Annotated in this window: 19 protein-coding genes; 13 read left to right on the forward strand and 6 right to left on the reverse strand. The window is 38.3% G+C overall.

The genetic code is table 11. The annotated features are described in order from the left end of the window. Positions 1 to 58 precede the first annotated feature (58 nt). Positions 59 to 1,231, forward strand: a complete 1,173-nt coding sequence (gene bioF, locus ACZ430_RS02650; RefSeq protein WP_297208997.1) for an 8-amino-7-oxononanoate synthase — start codon at positions 59 to 61, stop codon at positions 1,229 to 1,231. Here bioF and ACZ430_RS02655 read toward each other — a convergent pair. The 5 genes from ACZ430_RS02655 to sdhA are packed head-to-tail and all read right to left on the reverse strand — an operon-like array spanning position 1,197 to position 5,538. Continuing rightward, on the reverse strand, positions 1,197 to 2,411 hold the full coding sequence (locus tag ACZ430_RS02655; RefSeq protein ID WP_297208994.1) for a type II secretion system F family protein: 1,215 nt from the start codon (positions 2,409 to 2,411) through the stop codon (positions 1,197 to 1,199). The two genes, bioF and ACZ430_RS02655, sit on opposite strands and share 35 nt — an antisense overlap. Continuing rightward, positions 2,353 to 2,745, reverse strand: a complete 393-nt coding sequence (locus tag ACZ430_RS02660) for a succinate dehydrogenase/fumarate reductase transmembrane subunit (protein WP_464910647.1) — start codon at positions 2,743 to 2,745, stop codon at positions 2,353 to 2,355. The genes ACZ430_RS02655 and ACZ430_RS02660 overlap by 59 nt, the downstream gene beginning before the upstream one ends. Further along, positions 2,745 to 3,089 (reverse strand): succinate dehydrogenase, cytochrome b556 subunit, encoded by a 345-nt coding sequence (sdhC, locus tag ACZ430_RS02665; RefSeq protein WP_297208988.1) that lies wholly within the window; start codon positions 3,087 to 3,089, stop codon positions 2,745 to 2,747. The genes ACZ430_RS02660 and sdhC overlap by 1 nt, the downstream gene beginning before the upstream one ends. Further along, positions 3,086 to 3,805 (reverse strand): succinate dehydrogenase iron-sulfur subunit, encoded by a 720-nt coding sequence (locus tag ACZ430_RS02670; protein WP_297208985.1) that lies wholly within the window; start codon positions 3,803 to 3,805, stop codon positions 3,086 to 3,088. The genes sdhC and ACZ430_RS02670 overlap by 4 nt, the downstream gene beginning before the upstream one ends. Beyond that, the gene (gene sdhA / locus ACZ430_RS02675; protein WP_297208982.1) at positions 3,805 to 5,538 is read right to left on the reverse strand and encodes a succinate dehydrogenase flavoprotein subunit; all 1,734 of its coding nucleotides are present in this window, start codon (positions 5,536 to 5,538) and stop codon (positions 3,805 to 3,807) included. The genes ACZ430_RS02670 and sdhA overlap by 1 nt, the downstream gene beginning before the upstream one ends. A 75-nt stretch (positions 5,539 to 5,613) precedes the next feature. Between sdhA and ACZ430_RS02680 the strand changes: the two genes are divergently transcribed. From ACZ430_RS02680 to ACZ430_RS02695, 4 genes are all read left to right on the forward strand, one after another. Then, complete coding sequence (locus tag ACZ430_RS02680) at positions 5,614 to 7,017, forward strand: NAD-dependent malic enzyme (protein WP_297208979.1); 1,404 nt, start codon at positions 5,614 to 5,616, stop codon at positions 7,015 to 7,017. Positions 7,018 to 7,091: 74 nt separating this feature from the next. Next, positions 7,092 to 8,102: a TAXI family TRAP transporter solute-binding subunit gene (locus ACZ430_RS02685; protein WP_297208976.1), complete on the forward strand. Its 1,011-nt coding sequence runs from the start codon at positions 7,092 to 7,094 to the stop codon at positions 8,100 to 8,102. A 9-nt stretch (positions 8,103 to 8,111) separates the two neighbouring features. Next, positions 8,112 to 8,474: a hypothetical protein gene (locus ACZ430_RS02690; RefSeq protein WP_297208972.1), complete on the forward strand. Its 363-nt coding sequence runs from the start codon at positions 8,112 to 8,114 to the stop codon at positions 8,472 to 8,474. Between the two features lie 23 nt (positions 8,475 to 8,497). After that, positions 8,498 to 10,462 carry a TRAP transporter permease gene (locus ACZ430_RS02695; protein WP_297208969.1) on the forward strand — a complete coding sequence of 655 codons (1,965 nt, stop codon included), beginning with the start codon at positions 8,498 to 8,500 and terminating at the stop codon, positions 10,460 to 10,462. Here ACZ430_RS02695 and ACZ430_RS02700 read toward each other — a convergent pair. Beyond that, positions 10,459 to 11,070, reverse strand: coding sequence for an alpha/beta fold hydrolase (locus ACZ430_RS02700; RefSeq protein WP_297208966.1), 612 nt, complete (start codon positions 11,068 to 11,070; stop codon positions 10,459 to 10,461). The two genes, ACZ430_RS02695 and ACZ430_RS02700, sit on opposite strands and share 4 nt — an antisense overlap. A gap of 157 nt (positions 11,071 to 11,227) precedes the next feature. Between ACZ430_RS02700 and ACZ430_RS02705 the strand changes: the two genes are divergently transcribed. Genes ACZ430_RS02705 through ACZ430_RS02740 form a run of 8 tightly spaced genes read left to right on the forward strand, consistent with a single transcriptional unit; the run spans position 11,228 to position 18,508 of the window. Then, on the forward strand, positions 11,228 to 11,788 hold the full coding sequence (locus ACZ430_RS02705; protein ID WP_464910648.1) for a hypothetical protein: 561 nt from the start codon (positions 11,228 to 11,230) through the stop codon (positions 11,786 to 11,788). Continuing rightward, entirely contained in the window at positions 11,785 to 13,497 is a 1,713-nt protein-coding gene (locus ACZ430_RS02710; RefSeq protein WP_464910649.1) for an NAD+ synthase, read from the forward strand. Before ACZ430_RS02705 ends, ACZ430_RS02710 begins: the two co-directional genes overlap by 4 nt. Next, positions 13,494 to 15,056 (forward strand): diguanylate cyclase, encoded by a 1,563-nt coding sequence (locus ACZ430_RS02715; protein ID WP_339942678.1) that lies wholly within the window; start codon positions 13,494 to 13,496, stop codon positions 15,054 to 15,056. Before ACZ430_RS02710 ends, ACZ430_RS02715 begins: the two co-directional genes overlap by 4 nt. Then, positions 15,047 to 15,295, forward strand: a complete 249-nt coding sequence (locus tag ACZ430_RS02720; protein WP_339942676.1) for a hypothetical protein — start codon at positions 15,047 to 15,049, stop codon at positions 15,293 to 15,295. The genes ACZ430_RS02715 and ACZ430_RS02720 overlap by 10 nt, the downstream gene beginning before the upstream one ends. Then, positions 15,296 to 16,126, forward strand: a complete 831-nt coding sequence (gene rsmI / locus ACZ430_RS02725; protein WP_339942674.1) for a 16S rRNA (cytidine(1402)-2'-O)-methyltransferase — start codon at positions 15,296 to 15,298, stop codon at positions 16,124 to 16,126. After that, positions 16,126 to 17,133: a zinc-dependent alcohol dehydrogenase gene (locus ACZ430_RS02730; protein WP_339942672.1), complete on the forward strand. Its 1,008-nt coding sequence runs from the start codon at positions 16,126 to 16,128 to the stop codon at positions 17,131 to 17,133. Before rsmI ends, ACZ430_RS02730 begins: the two co-directional genes overlap by 1 nt. Beyond that, positions 17,130 to 17,972, forward strand: coding sequence for a fumarate hydratase (locus ACZ430_RS02735; RefSeq protein ID WP_464910650.1), 843 nt, complete (start codon positions 17,130 to 17,132; stop codon positions 17,970 to 17,972). The genes ACZ430_RS02730 and ACZ430_RS02735 overlap by 4 nt, the downstream gene beginning before the upstream one ends. Continuing rightward, the gene (locus ACZ430_RS02740) at positions 17,969 to 18,508 is read left to right on the forward strand and encodes a Fe-S-containing hydro-lyase (protein ID WP_339942668.1); all 540 of its coding nucleotides are present in this window, start codon (positions 17,969 to 17,971) and stop codon (positions 18,506 to 18,508) included. The genes ACZ430_RS02735 and ACZ430_RS02740 overlap by 4 nt, the downstream gene beginning before the upstream one ends. Positions 18,509 to 18,611: the final 103 nt, after the last annotated feature.

Below are 18,611 nucleotides of genomic sequence, written 5' to 3' on the forward strand. Positions count from 1 at the left end.
ACCACTATTTACCACCAATAATATACTAAGGTGAAAATTTTGTCAAGAGGTCTTTTTTATGAATGAAAAAATTTTTGATATTTTTGAAAAAAAACTTGAAGAACTCAAGGGAAAAATACTCTACCGTTCAATCAAGGACATAGAATCTACTGCCAAGATGAGGATTACCTTCGAAGGCAAGGAATACCTGAATTTTGCGTCTAATGACTATCTTGGACTTACTAAACATCCCCTTGTTGTTGCCGCCGCTAAAGAAGCATTAGAAATTTTCGGAGTTGGAAGTGGCGCTTCAAGACTTCTTGCAGGAGGAACAGTATTTCACAGAAAACTTGAGGAGGAAATTTGTAAATTTAAGGGAGCAGAATCTTCTTTGCTCATGAATTCCGGTTACTCTGCAAATGTTTCCCTCATACCTGCTCTCACCTCCGAAGATGACATTATCCTCAGCGATGAATTAAATCATGCAAGCATAATAGACGGTTGCCGATTAAGCAGAGCAAAAAAATTTATCTATCGCCACAGGGACATAGAGGAGATAGAGAAAATACTGAAAGAAAATGACTGTAAGGGTAAAAAAGTTTTGATAACCGATACAGTTTTCAGCATGGATGGAACTTTAGCTCCCCTTAAAGAAATTTACCAGCTCTGTAGGGAATATGATGTTCTTCTTTATATTGACGATGCCCATGGAACAGGAGTTTTAGGACAAGGATATGGAGCTCTCAGACATTTCGGGCTTCAATCTGAGAGTTTTGTTGTTCAGATGGGCACTCTTTCAAAAGCTCTGGGTTCTTTTGGTGCCTTTGTCTGCGGTAAAGATACTATCATTAAATGGTTTATAAATTCTGCAAGGGGCTTTATATTTTCAACCTCTCTGCCAGCGTTATTAGCTGCCTCTGCTTACGCATCACTGCAAATAATAAAGGAAGAAGAACTTTTGAAAAAACTTTGGAATAATACGGAAAAAGTAAAAGGGTCAGTAGAAAAACTCGGACTTAAAACAACTGAAACGGAGACTCCAATTATTCCATTACTCTTTGAAAGTATTGAAGAGGCACAGAGAGCATCGGAAATTCTTAAGTCCTTTCAAATATTTGCTCCTATCATAAGACCTCCGACAGTAAAAACACCGAGGATAAGAATTTCCGTTAGTGCTGGCCATACAGAAGAGGATATTAACAGACTATTAGAAGCGCTTATCCGCCTTTACCAACAACTTCGCCCAACTTGAATATGGGCAGATAGAGGGATACGACTATAAAACCTATTGTAACACCAAGAAAGACAATCAATGCAGGCTCAAGCATACTCATTAGATTTGCAACGGCATTATCCACTTCTTCATCATAAAAATCAGCAACTTTATTGAGCATATCATCAATTCCACCTGTAGACTCACCGACATTTACCATCTGGATGAAAATAGGTGGGAAAAGTTCTGTCCTTGATTTTAGAACCTCTGTCAATGACTTACCAGCAGTTATATCATCTCGCATACTTATTATGACGTCTTCGATTACTTTATTGCCCGATGCCCTGGCAGAAATCTCCATACTGTTAAGTATAGGAACACCACTTCCAAGTAGAGTGCCTAAAGTTCTTGCAAATCTTGAAAGGGAGGCTTTTAAAAGAATTACACCAAGCAAGGGAAATTTAAGCAAAATGTTATCTGTTATCTTTTTACCTTGTTCTGTTTTTCGAAAAATTCTTACGAATACAAAAAAGCCAATTATACCGAAAAGAATAAAAATGCCTGACTGAACCATAAAATTACTCAGAGCTATCGTAACCCTCGTTGGAAGAGGAAGCTCCAAGCCCATCTCTCCGAATAGCTTGGCAAAGGTCGGTATAACAAAAATCATTATCACCGCTACCACTAAGACTGCTATGGCTATAACCATTGAGGGATAAATCATTGCACCAATAATTTTCCTCTTCAGTTTAATCATTTTTTCAAAATAATCGGCCATCTTAAACAGCACTTTGTCAAGCATACCGCCTTCCTCGCCAGCCCTTATCATGTTAACAAAGAGAGTGCTGAAAACTTTCGGATGTCTTTTCATAGCATCGGCAAGAGAAGAGCCTTTTTCTATGTCATTACGCATTTGAATGAGAATTTTTCTAAAGTTTTTGTTTTTAATCTGACCGATTATGGCATCCAAAGCCTGAACAATTGGAACTCCTGAGCTAAAAAGAGTTGCAAACTGACGGGTGAAAAAGAGGATATCCTTTTGGGAGACTCCTCCGCCGATTCGAAAAGCTTTAGCTTCCTCTTTTTCTCTCACATAGCGGGGTATAATACCCTGCTTTCTCAGAGCTATTATGAGGTCGCCTTCGCTTTCTGCCTCGGTCTCACCGGTGACCAAAGTTCCTTCTTGTGTTCTGCCTTTCCAAATATATACGGCAGGCATACTTATACCTCAAATAATTTTTTAAAACAATACAATTTTTACCCCAAAAAAAGCAAGTGCTATAGGTAAAATAACTAAAAAAGTTTTTAAAAATTTTTTCGGATAACCTCTCACATACTCTGTTACAACTCCATTGAGTCCATAAAATCCGTGATATAAGGCTGAAAAGAGAAAAAACAATATTAAAAATTTTCCATGAAGACTCACTGAGTCTCTGCATAACCGCCTCATAGGAATAGTTATCGTGCCCCATGAAGTGCATTAAAATGAAATGATATAGTAATCCAACTACAAGAATCACACCTGTTATTCTATGCAAAAGCCAACTCCACATTAGAACACCTCCCTAAAAAAGTAAAAAGCTCCTACAACCCATACGATAAAAACTAAAAGAGCTCCTACATATGCCATAGATTTATGATACTTCGTGGAAACTCCCATTTCAAGAAGAGTAATTCTTATTCCTGCAAAGACGTGTTTAAGCACAATGGCAAAGAGGATTAATTCGCCTATTTTAAGCAAGGGATTTTTCATAAATGCCATAAGTTTATTGTATGCAACAGGGTCTTTTAAATGACTTAAAACATAAATATGAGCTATCAGATAAAGGCTGAGTATTATACCAGTTACTCTATGAACAAGCCATGCGAGAGAACCTGTGTTCCAACGGTATCTCATTTTTCACCTCCTGTAAAGCCTTTTTTCACAGCCAGTCTTTTGAGCTTGAGTATGTGCTTTGTTATATCTATCTCCTTTGGACATACCTCCACACAGTTAAAAATTGAGTGACATCGCCATACTCCATGTTCTCCTGTTATAGCTTCAAGCCTTTGCTCAGTTGCCCTATCACGAGTATCAAATAGAAATCTATATGCCTTTAGCAATGCGGAGGGTCCAAGATATTCCTTGTCAGCCCAGAATACAGGACAAGAGGTAGTGCAGCTACCACACATTATACAGGTTATAGATTCAAGAATCTTATGCTGGTCTTCAGGCGACTGAATTCTCTCCCTTTCAGGCGGCGGTTCTTCATTGATGAGATAGGGTAGAACTTTATCGTTTTTATGGAAAAACATTGTCATGTCTACCACAAGGTCTTTTATAACAGGCAAAGCTGGTAGAGGCTCTATCTCAATTATTTCAGGTAAATCCTTTACAAGGGTTTGACAGGCAAGGCGATTTTGTCCATTTATCTTCATTGCGCAAGAACCGCATACTCCATGAGCACAGGATTTTCTGAAAGTTAAAGTGCCGTCCATTGTTTCTTTTATTTTTATAAGGCCATCTAAAACCCTTTCCATGCTGTTAAGTTTTACCCTGAATTCGTCCCATCTTGTTGAAGGGTTTTCATCGGGCAAGTATCTTTTAATTTTGAAAGTGTAATATTTGCTCATCAGTATTTCCTCTCCTCTGGTTTAAATCTTGTTAATTTAACAGGTTTGTATTTAAAGGTAATGCCTTTGTCTCCCTGAAATGCAAAGGTATGCTTAAGCCAGTTTTCATCATCCCTTTTTGTATAGTCTTCCCTGCAATGAGCTCCTCTGCTTTCTGTTCTCTGCAATGCGCAAGAGGCAATAACTTCTGATAGAGTTAACATGTGCCCAAGCTCAATTGCTTCAAGAAGGTCTGTATTGAATGTGTTTGATTTATCAGCAATTGATATGTCTTTGTATCTTTCCTTTAATGCTTGTAATTCATCAAGAAGAACTTTAAGCTCTTCTTCTTTTCTAAAAACAGAGCATTTATCCATCATGGCAGATTGCAAGTCTCTTCTTACTGAAGCCACTGTTTCTCTTCCATTACTCTTTCTTATCATATCTAAACAATCTGCAATGAGAGAGATTCTTTCCTTTTTAACCTTGCCTTTTGTAGCAGTCTTCAAGGTGGAACTTGCTGCCTTTCCAGCTCTTCTTCCAAAGACAACAGTATCAAGGAGGGAGTTACAACCGAGTCTATTTGCACCATGAACAGACACACAAGCACACTCACCAGCAGCATAAAGACCTTCTACAACTGAGCCATCTATGTCTCTCAAAACCCTCCCATCATTGTCCGTTGGAATGCCACCCATTGCATAATGGGCAGTGGGAACAACAGGAATTGGGGCTTCCGAGGGGTCAATTCCCATGTATATTTTGCAAAAAGTTGTTATCTCAGGAAGTCTCTCTTCAAGAATTTTTCTATCTACATGTCTTAAATCAAGATAAACATAGTCTTTCCCATCAATACCTCTACCCTCTCTTATCTCCGTTAGAATTGCACGGGATACCATATCACGAGGGGCTAAGTCTTTTATTGTTGGGGCATACCTTTCCATAAATCTTTCGCCTTTCCCATTTATGAGAATTCCGCCTTCGCCTCTTGCACCTTCGGTAATCAATATTCCAAGCCCGTAAAGTCCTGTAGGATGGAACTGAAAGAACTCCATATCTTCGAGGGGCAGTCCCTGCCTAAAAAGCATGCTAAGACATTCACCTGTACTTGCATAGGCATTTGAGGTTACTTTAAAGACCTTTCCATATCCACCGCTTGCTATTATCACTGCCTTTGATTCAAAGACATGAAGAGAGCCATCTTTTATGTTAACGGCAATTATACCCTGAACAGCATTGTTTTCTACGACAATATCAAGCACTTGAAACTCCTGAAAAAATCTAACGCCTTTGAGCTGACATTGCTCATAAAGAGCAAAAAGCACTGCATGACCTGTTCTGTCAGCAGAGTAGCATGCTCTTCTAACTGGTGCTTTACCAAACTCCCTTGTATGCCCGCCAAATCTCCTCTGGGCAATCTTACCTTCTGGCGTGCGAGAGAAAGGTACACCCATATGCTCAAGCTCAATGATAGTTGGAATAGCATCGTAGCACATAATTTCAATGGCATCTTGGTCACCAAGAAAATCGCTTCCCTTTACAGTATCATAGGTATGCCACTCGGGGCTGTCTTCTTCTTCATTTCCAAGAGCAGCTCCAATACCACCTTGTGCTGCTGTAGAATGGGAACGAGTAGGATAAAGCTTACTTAAAACTCCAACTGTTCCGTGATTAATACATTCAATGGCTGCACGGCATCCCGCAAGACCAGAACCGATAATAACTGTGTCAAAATAGTGCCTGTTAATCTCCATTTACCTCTCCTTCTTTGCAAAAATTATTTTATTTTGTATAATTTATAGCACAATGTCAAGATTAGGGGGACAAAAATGGGATATGTGCCAAGTCCAAGTTATAGCATAACTGTTAGGGTAGAGATTGAAAATAGAATAGGAATGTTTGCCAAAATAGCCTCAGCTATCAGCAGTGCAGGTGGAGATTTAGGTTCAATCGATATTGTAAGAGTTGAAAGAGGAAAGATTATACGAGATATTACTGTAAATGCCAGAGACGAAGAACATGAGAAGAAAATCATTAAAGCATTAAAACACATTGAGGGAGTGAAAATTATAAGGGTCATGGACAGGACATTTCTTGTCCATGAAGGAGGTAAAATTGGCATATACAATAAGATAAATGTTAAGGGAAGAGAAGACCTCTCGAGGGTTTATACGCCAGGCGTAGCTCGAGTCTGCCTTGACATAAATAAAAATCCTGAACATGTATATAAATATACAATAAAGGGAAACACTGTGGCAGTAATAACTGATGGTACAGCAGTTTTAGGGCTTGGCAATATCGGACCAGAAGCAGCAATGCCTGTCATGGAAGGAAAATGCATGTTATTCAAAGAGTTTGGCGGTGTCGATGCTTTTCCGATAGCTATAAAAACCACCGATGTGGACGAGCTTGTTAACATTATAAAAAATATTTCAACTCCTTTCGGTGGTATAAATCTTGAGGACATTGCTGCACCCCGATGTTTTGAAGTTGAAAGAAGACTGCGTGAAGAATTAGATATTCCTGTAATTCATGATGACCAGCACGGAACAGCCATAGTTACTCTTGCAGCCCTAATAAATGTTGGAAGAGTTCTAAAAAGAGATATAAGAGATTTTCGAGTTGTAATCTCAGGAGCAGGTGCTGCGGGTACTGCCACGGCATACATGCTTCTTGAATATGGCATAAAAGATATCATCGTTTGTGACAGAGCAGGCACCCTTTATGAAGGAAGAACAGAAGATATGGATTCACACAAAGCAGAACTTGCCCAAAAAACAAATCCCAGAAAAATCAAGGGAAAACTTACCGATGCTCTTTCAGGAGCTCACGTATTTATTGGACTTTCTGCACCTAATATTCTCAAACCAGAAGACATTGAAAAAATGGAAAAAGACAGAGTTGTATTCGCCCTTGCAAACCCAGACCCAGAAATTGCACCCGAGCTTGCAATGCCCCTTGTAAGAATCATGGCAACTGGAAGGTCTGACTATCCAAACCAAATAAACAATGTTCTTGCTTTCCCAGGATTATTCAAGGGCTTGCTTGAGGTTAGAGCAAAGGGTGTTGATAAAGAGATATTCTTTGCCGCTGCTAATGCAATAGCGAACATAATCAAAGATGAAGAATTAAACGAAGATTATATAATACCGAGCATCTTTAATAAAAGAGTTGCTTTAGCTGTATCTAATGCTGTTTCAGAAAGGGCTAAAAAATTGAAATTAGCCAGATAAAACTGCTTTGTTGTTGACTTTTTTTTGTTTTTTTAATATTATCATAAAAATCCTAAATAAGGAGGGGTAGAGAAATGAAAAGAACGGTGTTTTTGCTGTTAAGTTTTTTTCTGTCTCTTGCTTTTTTAGTGAGTCACTCCGTTACTGCTGAAGCGGCAAAGAAGTTCTATGTCAAATGGGGTGCCACCTCTGTCCGTTCAGGTCTTTATGCCAACACAGTGGCAATGGCAAAAGTTGTAAACAAAGCCTATCCTGGAGAGATTGAAGTAACCGTTGTTGAAACCGGAGGCTTTCTTGAGAATCTTTCAAGGCTTCAGAGAAAAGCAATTCATATGGGACCAGCTGATGCAGCAGCAGGTTATGCAAACTACATGGGAATAATTGATTATCAAGGCAAGGCAAATCCTAATTTAAGAACGATGTGGGGTGGATACATTACACCAATCCATATTGTTGTCACTGAAAAGAGTGGTATAAAGGATGTAAAACAGTTAAACGGTGTAGATTTTGCAATGAATCCGGGAACCACGTCTGGAAGAGTGGTTGAATTATTTTTCAAAGCCCTTAACATCAATCCAAACTATAAAATGATGGGAATTGGAGCAAGTGTGGATGCCATGAAATCAGGTGTTGTAAAAGGCTGGTATAAGGCAGGCTACAAAGACTCAGCCATACTTGACCTCGAAGCAAACATGGATATAAGAGTTCTTCCTGTGTCAAAACAGCTAATCGACCAATTCAACAAGGTCTATCCTGGTCAGGGTTTAATGATGGACATTCCCGCTGGTTTATTCAAAAGCGTTAAAAAATCTCAGCCAAGCTTAGCCTATGTGGTAACAGACTTTGTTGACAAAGATGTGCCAGAAGAAGTTGTTTTTAAAATTGTAAAAGCCGTCTATGAAAACAGAAAAGAGATTGTTGGAGCCCTCGCAACGCTTAAAGAAGGAAACTTCGAAGACATGTTTGGCATGGCAGCAAAATACGGTAATGTCCCTCTTCATCCAGGAGCTGTGAGGTTTTATAGGGATGTTCTTAAAGTTAAAATACCTGACAAATTAATTCCTCCAGAGATGAAAAAGAAATAGGAGGCCAAAATGAAGACAAAATTATTTTTAATAGCAATCCTTATTTTTGCCATTCCCGTTTTTGTCTACGCTCAACCTCAAGTTACGATAAATCCTCCTAAGGGTGAACCAGCAGCAGTGATAAGCATAGAAGGAAAGGGATTTCAGCCAGAAGAGGAGATTGACATCGTTATAACCCTTGATGAGGGAGAAAAAGTTGGATTAGGCACAGAAAAAGTCGATATTATAAAAACCGATGCCAACGGCGTTTTTTCTGTTAAATCAGGCATTCCAATTAACGCCAAACCCGGAAAGCATAAAATAGAGATAGTTGGAAACAAGGGTAGTCAGACAGAGGTAGAGATAGAAGTAACACCAAAGGAAAAGAAATAGAATAAGGAGGACCGGAATAAACAATGCGGGAGCTCAAAGGTTTCTGGAAATTAATTCTTAATCTACTCGTTGGAGTGTGGGGGATATTTATTCTCTATACAGCCCTACTTTATGCCTTACATCCACTTCTGCAGGGTGGAATTTCCCTTTCAATAGGACTTGCCATCGTATTTCTCGTTTATCCTTTCTCAAAGAGAATGCTCAAGTGGAATGTTCCAAAAGTCTTTCAATACCTATTGACAGGAACAAAAAGTGCACCATCATTTATAGACCTCGTATTCATCGCTATTAGCTTAATTCCATGCATTTACATAATGATTCACTGGGAAGAGATAGTTAGAAACCCTGGGGTTTTTGAAAATTATCACTTAATACTTGCCGTACTACTCATACTTGCCCTACTTGAAGGAACAAGAAGGGCTCTCGGTCTTACAATACCCATACTCGTATTATTTTTTATTATCTATACGGTAGCAGGACCTCACATACCGGGAAGATTTGGACATCCCGGCTTCAGTTTCACAGACATACTTTACCAGCTCTATCTCATGACTGAAGGTATATGGGGTTTACTTACTGACATGGCAAGTAGAATAATAGCACCATTCATAATTTTTGGTCCCATACTCTTTGCCACAGGTGTAGGTTCAACAGTTATGGAACTCTCAACCTATTTTGGAGGCAAAATAAGAGGAGGTCCCGGACACGTAGCAGTTATTTCGAGCTCCCTTTTTGGAATGCTCAGCGGCTCGTCTGTAGCAAATGCTGCCACCACCGGTTCATTTACTATTCCACTGATGAAAAAGTTCGGTTTTTCAAGGGCTTTTGCATCTGCTGTTGAAGCAGCAGCTTCTTCTGGTGGACAAATTATGCCACCTATCATGGGCGCTGGATGCTTCATCATGGCAGAGTTTCTCAATATTCCATATGCCCATATAATGATTGCTGGCTTAATTCCGGCTCTAATCTATTTTGCAGGTATTGCTGCAGGAATCTGGATTGAAGCAGGCAGGACAGGTATGGGTAAACTTCCGAAGGAACTCATGCCTGAGTTAAAGACTATCCTCAAGCCAAACAGAATTCTTGGCTTTATTCTTCCAATCGGAACGCTGGGTGTCCTTCTCTTCATGTTTTTCCCTGCACAGATATGTGCTGCGTGGGCAATTGTAGTTTCGGTCATATTTTTCACATTCTTTGGTGGTCCCCTTAAGGCAAAAGAAATATGGAGCAGAATAAAGTCAATCTGGGGTGGCTTGTATGAAGGTGTTGTAAAAGCGCTTGCTTGGCTGATGATAATGATGGCCTGTGTTCAGATTGCCGTAAGCCTCATATCACTTACAGGATTTGGAGTTAAAGTCTCAGAACTAATAATAGAAATATCGGGTTACAATGTATATCTTGCACTTATAGCCACGATGCTTACAGCAATAATACTCGGAATGGGTATGACAACAACGGCTGCATATGTTATTGCCGCTGCTGTCCTTGTTCCTGCCCTTCAGCAGATGGGAATTAATCCCCTCGCTGCTCATCTGTTCATATTTTACTTTGCCATTAAGTCTGGATTAACACCACCGGTGTGCATAACAGTATTTACCACTACAGCGATTGCAGGCGGAAGTTGGCTAAAGGCTGCGTGGAATTCGATGAAGCTCGGAATTGGTGGATATATAATGCCCTTTTTCTTCATATTCGTGCCTGCATATCTTATGAAAGGACCTGCATGGGAAGTGCTCTTCATCTTTATTGGTGCATTTGTTGCGATGTTCGCAATCGAAGCTGGCGTGTTAGGTTACTGGAAAAAACCTTCTACCCCTCTTGAGAGAGCCTTGTATATAAGTGGTGGACTTATTATGATGGCTCCGGGACACTGGACATTCGTTGGTTTAGCGATTTTCATAATCGGACTTCTTCTGGAAAAATTCGATGTCCAGATACCTATAATAGCTAAAAGACCTGCTCAAATTGTAAGAAAACCGATTTCCTAATAAGAACCTCGGGTACAACCCGGGGTTCTTACTTTTAAAATCTTCTTAAAGTCTATCCAATGAGCTCCTGAGAGCATAAAACTCTTTGCAAAAGGAAAAGCATAAACTAAGTCCTTAAGGGCATTAACAGGAACTATTTTGTCTTGGCTTCCATGCACTAAAAGAAGAGTTGAATTTATTTGAGGAAAATCAACAACCTCTGAGGATGTGAGAAAATTGAGACCTTCAATCAATTTAGCCTTTTCAAATTTTGGAAATGAAGAAATACAACCAGCTCTAATTAAAAATTCTTTTACAACTTCTTCTGGCATTTTTGCCATCCGCTCAATCATTCTTCTTAAAACCCTTGAATTCACATATTTGGTAAATTTTATAAAACCAGCTACTACTATTATTTCCTCAAACCTATCGGCAAAAAAATTCAAATTTTTCAAAATAATATGACCTCCCGTAGACCATCCTACAACTGTCTGTCCAGATTTTTCTCTTAAAAATTCAAGAAGTTCGTCTTCATTAAAATCAATAAAAGGACATATAAAATCCCAACCATCAGGGATATCTCCCAGAGCCTCTCTAAATCCTGCCCAACCAGAAATAAAGATATTCATCGTGACCGTTTATTCATTATAACTAATTTTCAATAAAAACCTTCTTAATCAATGGAGGCAAGATGTAAATCTGTGGTTTATTGAATTTTGTTCTCAAATCAATTTATCATTTAAATTATTGTATTATTCGGCTTAAATTTAAAATTAGGAGGTCACTGTGGAAATACCTTTGAATAAAATCCCTGAAACTCCAGAAGAGCGGAAAACGCTAATTGGAGAGATAATAAAAGAACAGGAAGAGCTTTTCGCTCAGAGTAGTGGCTATATACAGCGAATGACTATCGAAAAACTCCTTGACATAGGATATGGATTAGATGAGATAAAAATCAACAAAAGTTATGAAGTAATCGTATCTGAAAATGAAAAGTTCATTACTTCCGTTGATATCTCAATTTTAATAGAAGGAAAAACAGTCATGGCAATTAAATGTACTCCTGCATCAATTGATTCATGGCAGCGTTTCATGCTCGCTTTCTGCAGAGTAGTAGAGCCCTATCAGATTCCCTTTGCTTTTATAACAGATAGTGAAGAGGGAAGATTGATGAACATTTTAACCGGTGAAGTAATTGAAACAATGGATATTCCATCAAAGGAAGAATTAATGGAAAAATTTTCAACAGTCAAGTTTACGCCCTATGAAGAAGAGAAACTCCAGAAGGAAAGAAGAATACTCTATGCCTTTGATGCCATAAAATGCTGTCCTCCCCAAATAAAATGAAGAGTCTAAGATTAGCCCTATGTCAGATTAACACAACCGTTGGGGATATTGAGGGAAACTTAGAGAAGATTCTCTATTTCATAAAGAAAGCCAAGGAAGAAAAAGCAGAGATTGTTGTTTTTCCTGAGTTAGCCTTGACAGGATATATTCCTGAAGACCTACTCCTTTATCCCCAATTCATCAACAGAGCTAAGGAGTCACTTGAGATAGTAGTCAAAGAGGTTTCAGACCAAGTAGTCATCCTTGGGCTTCCCTTCAAACAGGAAGACCTTTATAATTCTGCTGCTGTTCTGGCAGACAGAAAATTAGTAGACCTCTATCACAAGATATATCTTCCCAACTACAGTGTCTTTGATGAAGTTAGATACTTTAAATCGGGAAAGCGTGCGCCTGTTTATGAATATGGTAGTGTTTTATTCGGCTTAAATATTTGTGAGGATATCTTTCATTCAACCTTTCCAAGCCCCTTTCAAGCATACTCCGGTGCAGAGTTGATAATTAATATTTCTGCTTCACCTTTTTATGTTGGCAAATTTGAGCGAAAACTAAGAATGCTCGCTACAAGAGCCTTTGACTTCGGAGTATTCATCGTCTATCTTAATTCAGTTGGTGGGCAAGATGAAGTTGTCTTTGACGGAAGAAGTCTTATAATTTCACCTTCTGGAGATGTCATAACAGTAGGTAAAGCATTTGAAGAGGATTTCATTATTGCAGACCTTGACCTCGAAGAAGTAACAAGAGTAAGAATGAGAGAGCCTAAAATAAGATGGGAGAGTAAGCTTGAAAACTTTGAGATAGTAAAAATCCCTATTGAAAGAGAAGAAAGTTTAAAACCATCTCCTAAGCCACTTAATTCTGTTTCAGAGCAACTCTCTGAGGAGGAGGAGATATTCAAAGCACTGATTACAGGATTAAGAGACTATGTCAATAAAAACGGATTTAAGAGGGTATGCCTTGGTTTAAGTGGCGGAATTGACTCTTCCTTTGTTGCCTTAGTGGCAGCTGAAGCATTAGGCAAAGAAAATGTGATAGGTCTTTTTATGCCATCTCGTTACACTTCAAGGGAAAGTAGAGAGGATGTTTATGAGCTTAGTAAAAACTTGGGAATAGAGTTGATAGAAATTTCAATTGATGAGATTTTTGAGAGGTATTTGAATGAACTTTCAAGTGTTTTCAAAGGGTTGCCAGAAGACACTACCGAGGAGAATATTCAAAGTAGAATTCGTGGCACAATTTTAATGGCACTTTCAAATAAATTTGGCTGGCTTGTGCTTACAACAGGAAATAAATCTGAAATGGCTGTAGGATATGCAACTCTTTATGGAGATATGGCAGGTGGATTTGCTCCAATAAAAGACCTATATAAAACACAGGTTTACAAAGTGGCAAGATGGATATCTAAGGATAGAATTCCAGAGAGAGTTTTTACAAAGGCTCCTACAGCAGAACTAAGACCAGGACAAAAAGACCAAGACACCCTTCCTCCATATGAAATACTCGATGAGGTTCTTAAAATACACATTGAGAAATGTATGACTTTAGAGGAGATTGTTCAAAATGGATTTGACCGAGATACAGTAAAGAAAATACTTAAAATGGTAAAGGCAGCAGAATTCAAAAGGAGACAATCGCCTCCTGGAATAAAGCTTTCTCCTGTTTCCCTTGGCAAAGACTGGCGTTTTCCGATCACCAATCGATTTGGAGGATGAAATGGGATTCAATAATAAAAATGAGGCAAGTTAAAAAATTACTGAAAGTCTTTTTAAATCAAAAGTATAGGGTCTCTCTCAGTATTTTTCTTATAGTCATTCTTCCTGTGGTGGGCTTAATACATCTATCTTCTGAAAAGATGTATAGAAACATGGTCAAATTCATGGATGTAAAAAAAGACACTGCTATTGCTGATGTTGAAATAGCTATTAGTGATTTAATTTTTTCTCTTCAAAAAGAAAGAGGCAGGACTCAACTTTATCTGGCTCGCTCCGATGAGGAAAGAAGAGCTAAATTGCTTTCAATCTATGAAAACACAGACCAAAAAATTATAGTTACCATGAGAAAGATAGATAATTTAAACACAAAAGAGTTTTTTTCGGATAAGGCAACAAAAATCAACGAAATAAAAGAGAAGGTAAAACATATAAGAGAGAAAACACAAAATGGACAAGTAAATTCAGAGGAAGCCTTTGATTTTTATAAGACTTTAATAACAGAGTTGATGGAAATAAGATACAACCTCACCCATCATATAAAAGACAGAGAACTTCTTGCCTCACTTTTCAAAAATATGATTCTCAGCGAGATTGTTGAAGCATGTGGACAGGAAAGAGCTCTTGTAAGTTTTCAAATAGCCTCTGATAAAACAGATAATTCCTATATTGAAAAAATAAAGCAAGCCCACAGCGCTGAAATGTTCTTTGAAGATTTATATCTTAAATTAGCTTCGAATGAAGAGAGACAAAGTTTCATGAATCTTAAAGAATCATCAAAAACTGAAGAAATCAAAAATAGTCTGCTTTTAAAGGGTAATAAAAATGGAGATGATGGAGAATACTGGTGGAAGATTTCAACGGAGAGAATAGAGGCGATTATAAGTCTTATAAAGTTCAACTTAGAAGAACTAAAAACGAGGCTAAATTTAATAAAGAAAAATTCTTTCCGTGGTCTTGCTGTATCTTCCTTACAGCTCACTTTAACTCTAATCCTTACAGTTTTGATTGCAATCAAAGCCGTAAAGTATATCGAAGGCCAGATTTTTTATGATATACTGACAGGCTTGCCTAACAGGAAATTCTTCTCAAAAGAGTTAGAAATTGCCCTAAACAGAGCAGAACGCTACGGAGAAACCTTTTCGCTGGCTATTTTTGATATCGATGATTTCAAGTATATCAATGATAATTACGGTCATGACTCTGGAGACATTGTATTAAGAGAAGTAGGAAACATAATAAGAAAAAATATAAGAAAATCAGATGTAGCAGCAAGATATGGCGGAGAGGAGTTTATAGTCCTGTTTCCCAACACATCTATTGAAGATGCATACAAAGTATCAGAGAGAATAAGAAAAAGCATAGAAAGTAGAGATTTTAATATCAATGATACTAAAGCAAAAGTCTCGATAAGTGGCGGTATAACCAGTTATGCAAAAGATACTGATATTGAGAGTCTTATTAAAGAAGCTGATGAAGCTCTTTATGAAGCAAAAAGAAGCGGAAAAAACAAGATAGTTATTAATGAGAAAAAACAAAAAGGAGGTCATGTATGCGATTAATATGCCTGTTTGTCGCTTTTTTTATTTTTTTCGCCGTTTCTGATTTTGGCTATGCTCAAAGTCAGATTCAGGTTACAAAAGATAAAGCTCTTCAGTATGCAAAACCTAAAAAGCCAATAAAGATAAAACTCCATCGCGATAAAAAAGGAGAATACAGCTGGGACATTACAGGAGAAAGTGTAGACGAAGTCATAAGAACTGATAAAAGATTGAGACAACTTCTTATTGAGGAGAGATAAATGGCATACGGCAGACTATACGTTGTATCAACGCCAATTGGCAATCTCGATGATATTACATTACGAGCCCTTGACACACTGAGAAAAGTCGACTACATAGCCTGCGAGGATACTGAACACAGCCTAAAACTTCTAAATTACTATGAAATAAAAAAACCCCTTATAAGCTACTGGTCAGAAAAAGAAAAGGTTAGAGCCGAGGAGATTATAAGTAAAATAAAGGCAGGTCACTCGGTAGCTGTTATAACCGACTCAGGAACCCCTGGAATTTCAGACCCCGGAGCAGTTGTAATAGCAAGAGCAATTGAGGAAAAAATAGATATAATTCCGATACCAGGCCCCACAGCACTAATAACAGCTCTGAGCATTTCTGGTTTAAACACGGAAGAGTTCACTTTCATCGGCTTTCTTCCGGTAAAACAGTCTCAAAGGAGAAAAAAACTTCTCGAGCTAAGCACTGAAAAAAGAACCCTTCTGTTTTACGAAGCTCCGCACAGAATTCTCCAGAGCCTCGAAGACATGTTATATGTGCTGGGTGACAGAAACGCTTGTGTAGCACGAGAACTTACGAAAATGTATGAAGAGATAATAAGAGGTCGTCTTAATAATATAATTGAGCAACTAAGTGAGTCAAAAATAGCAGGCGAGTATGTTATAGTAATTGAGGGTGCTCAAAAGGAAGAAAAAAATATTGATGAAGCATTAAGAGAAATCAGCGAACTAATGCGAAAAGGCAAAGGAAGAAAAGAAGCTGTTAGAATTGTCGCTGAGCTTTATGGACTAAGTAAGAAAGAACTATATGAAGAGAGTTTAAAAAAGGATGAAATCTAATGAAGACTGCATACTTAATCAGTCCGAATAAGATAGAAATAATTGAAAAACCAAAGCCTAAGCTAAAAGAAGGAGAAGTGTTAGTTCGTGTAAAAGCTGCTCTTACCTGTGGAACAGATTTAAAGGCTTTTCTGCGAGGACATCCGCTAATACCAATGCCCGGGCCTTTTGGTCATGAATTTTCAGGAGTTATCGAAGAGGTTGCCGAGGGGATAAATGGCTTCAAAGCAGGAGATGCAGTAATGCTCGTTCATACAGCCCCTTGCGGAGAATGTAACTACTGCAAGCATGGTCTTTTTAATCTATGTAGCACTTTAACAAAAGACATGATGCTCGGAGCTTTCTCTGAGTTCGTAGTTGTAAAACCCAGAGTTGTTAGATTAAACATGTTTACAAAGCCAGAGAATATAGAGTTCCATGAGGCTGCTTTTTTAGAACCCCTTTCTTGCATAATCCACGGCGTAAAGGCACTATCACCATTAGAGAATGATAAAATCCTCCTAATAGGAACAGGACCCGTAGGAATGCTTTTTCTTCAAGTTCTTAAAATTTTAGGAATAAAAGTAGCAGTAATGGGAAGAAATAAGGACAAATTAGCTTTAGCAGAAAAGCTCGGTGCAGACAAAACTTATCTGTCAAATGAAAATCCTCTCGATTTTACTGATGGATTTGGCTATGACAAGGTTGTAGAGTGCACTGGCCAGAAAGAGATATGGCTTCGTTCGATTGATTTCGTAAGAAAGGGGGGAGTGGTTCTACTTTTTGGAGGCCTTAAAAGCGGAACAGAGGTTTGTTACGATGCTGCAAGGATTCATTATGACGAAATCACATTAAAAGGAGCTTTTCACTACAATCCAGAAGATGTTCGAGAGGCTTTTAAATTAATATGTTCAAAAAAACTTAAACTAAAAGAGCTCATAAGTGGTAAATTTTCGCTATCTCAAATACAAAAGGCCTTTGAAAAACTATCCAGAGGGGAGGGAATTAAATACCTGATTGAGCCATGAGAAAGATATCTCGAGATACAATAGTTAATACCGTCAAGGAACTTTATAAAAATGCCACTATTTTTCTACCTGACGATGTATCTGAAGCTTTACTAAAAGCACAAAAAGCTGAAAAAGGTATATCAAAAGAAATTATCAGGCATATTATCGAAAATCAAAAGATAGCCAGAGAAGACTTAATTCCTCTATGTCAGGATACAGGTATAGCCGTCATATTTGTCGAATGGGGCGTTGAAGCTATATATGTTGAGGGTGATATAATGGATGCTTTCAATGAAGGTGTAAGACTTGCAGTAAAGGAAGCCTATTTAAGAGCAAGTATCGTTGATGACCCAATTTTTGAGCGAAAAAATACAAAGGATAACACCCCCTGTATCGTTCACTTTAGGCCTGTAAAAGGAGATAGGGTAAAAATAATAATTGCTCCTAAGGGAGCTGGAAGTGAAAACATGTCCGCTCTTAGAATGCTCAAGCCTGCTCAGGGGCTACAAGGCGTCAAAGAGTTTGTAATAGAAACAGTAAAGAATGCCGGTGGAAACCCATGTCCGCCGATAATTGTGGGAGTAGGAGTTGGAGGAAACTTTGAAATATCTGCTTTTCTATCAAAAAAGGCGCTTCTAAGGAAAGTAGGTAAGCAAAATAAAAATCCCCTTTATGCTCAGCTTGAAAAAGAACTATTAGCCGAAATAAACTCTCTTAAAATTGGCCCAATGGGAATTGGAGGGAAAACAACAGCATTGGCCGTACACATAGAGTATGCGCCTTGTCATATTGCCTCTCTTCCGGTAGCAGTGAACATACAGTGCCACTCGGCAAGGCACATGGAGGCAGAGATATGAGAAAAGATAAATTAATTAAGATAGAAACGCCACTTACAGACAGTTTTATTGAGCAATTAAACGCAGGTGACCTAATTCTTATAAACGGTTATGTATACACCGCCAGAGACGCAGCTCATAAGAAACTTTTGGAACTAATAAATAGCAACCTTCCCCTTCCCTTTGACTTGAGAGGGCAGGTAATTTACTATGTAGGACCAACTCCGCCTCCACCGGGTAGACCTATAGGCTCGGCAGGGCCTACAACATCTTCAAGAATGGATATCTACACCCCCACCCTACTTTCTTTAGGACTTAAGGGTATGATTGGTAAAGGTCAACGCTCCGAAGAAGTAAAAAAAGCCATAAAAAAATTCAAAGCCGTATACTTTCTTGCAACCGGTGGTGCCGGTGCCCTTCTAAGTAGACATATATTGGAAGCAGAAGAGATAGCCTTTACAGAACTCGGCACAGAATCAATTAAACGGCTTCTTTTAAAAGACTTTCCCGCAATAGTAGCAATTGATTCAAAGGGAAAGGATATTTTCAAACGCTAAAGACTTATCACCAATTTTCTTCTCTTAAAAGATAGAACACATCTGAAAATTTTCAGTTATTATGAACAATTCGAAGAATCTCGCCACCAAGAGCATTTTTAGA

This window comes from Thermodesulfovibrio sp. TK500a (assembly GCF_055381765.1).

Excerpts from the sequence above, each read along its gene's own strand:
- bioF (WP_297208997.1), top strand. The coding sequence starts at position 59 with ATGAATGAAAAAATTTTTGATATTTTTGAAAAAAAACTTGAAGAACTC.
- ACZ430_RS02655 (WP_297208994.1), bottom strand. The coding sequence starts at position 2,411 with ATGCCTGCCGTATATATTTGGAAAGGCAGAACACAAGAAGGAACTTTG.
- ACZ430_RS02660 (WP_464910647.1), bottom strand. The coding sequence starts at position 2,745 with ATGTGGAGTTGGCTTTTGCATAGAATAACAGGTGTGATTCTTGTAGTT.
- sdhC (WP_297208988.1), bottom strand. The coding sequence starts at position 3,089 with ATGAGATACCGTTGGAACACAGGTTCTCTCGCATGGCTTGTTCATAGA.
- ACZ430_RS02670 (WP_297208985.1), bottom strand. The coding sequence starts at position 3,805 with ATGAGCAAATATTACACTTTCAAAATTAAAAGATACTTGCCCGATGAA.
- sdhA (WP_297208982.1), bottom strand. The coding sequence starts at position 5,538 with ATGGAGATTAACAGGCACTATTTTGACACAGTTATTATCGGTTCTGGT.
- ACZ430_RS02680 (WP_297208979.1), top strand. The coding sequence starts at position 5,614 with ATGGGATATGTGCCAAGTCCAAGTTATAGCATAACTGTTAGGGTAGAG.
- ACZ430_RS02685 (WP_297208976.1), top strand. The coding sequence starts at position 7,092 with ATGAAAAGAACGGTGTTTTTGCTGTTAAGTTTTTTTCTGTCTCTTGCT.
- ACZ430_RS02690 (WP_297208972.1), top strand. The coding sequence starts at position 8,112 with ATGAAGACAAAATTATTTTTAATAGCAATCCTTATTTTTGCCATTCCC.
- ACZ430_RS02695 (WP_297208969.1), top strand. The coding sequence starts at position 8,498 with ATGCGGGAGCTCAAAGGTTTCTGGAAATTAATTCTTAATCTACTCGTT.
- ACZ430_RS02700 (WP_297208966.1), bottom strand. The coding sequence starts at position 11,070 with ATGAATATCTTTATTTCTGGTTGGGCAGGATTTAGAGAGGCTCTGGGA.
- ACZ430_RS02710 (WP_464910649.1), top strand. The coding sequence starts at position 11,785 with ATGAAGAGTCTAAGATTAGCCCTATGTCAGATTAACACAACCGTTGGG.
- ACZ430_RS02715 (WP_339942678.1), top strand. The coding sequence starts at position 13,494 with ATGAAATGGGATTCAATAATAAAAATGAGGCAAGTTAAAAAATTACTG.
- ACZ430_RS02720 (WP_339942676.1), top strand. The coding sequence starts at position 15,047 with ATGCGATTAATATGCCTGTTTGTCGCTTTTTTTATTTTTTTCGCCGTT.
- rsmI (WP_339942674.1), top strand. The coding sequence starts at position 15,296 with ATGGCATACGGCAGACTATACGTTGTATCAACGCCAATTGGCAATCTC.
- ACZ430_RS02730 (WP_339942672.1), top strand. The coding sequence starts at position 16,126 with ATGAAGACTGCATACTTAATCAGTCCGAATAAGATAGAAATAATTGAA.
- ACZ430_RS02735 (WP_464910650.1), top strand. The coding sequence starts at position 17,130 with ATGAGAAAGATATCTCGAGATACAATAGTTAATACCGTCAAGGAACTT.
- ACZ430_RS02740 (WP_339942668.1), top strand. The coding sequence starts at position 17,969 with ATGAGAAAAGATAAATTAATTAAGATAGAAACGCCACTTACAGACAGT.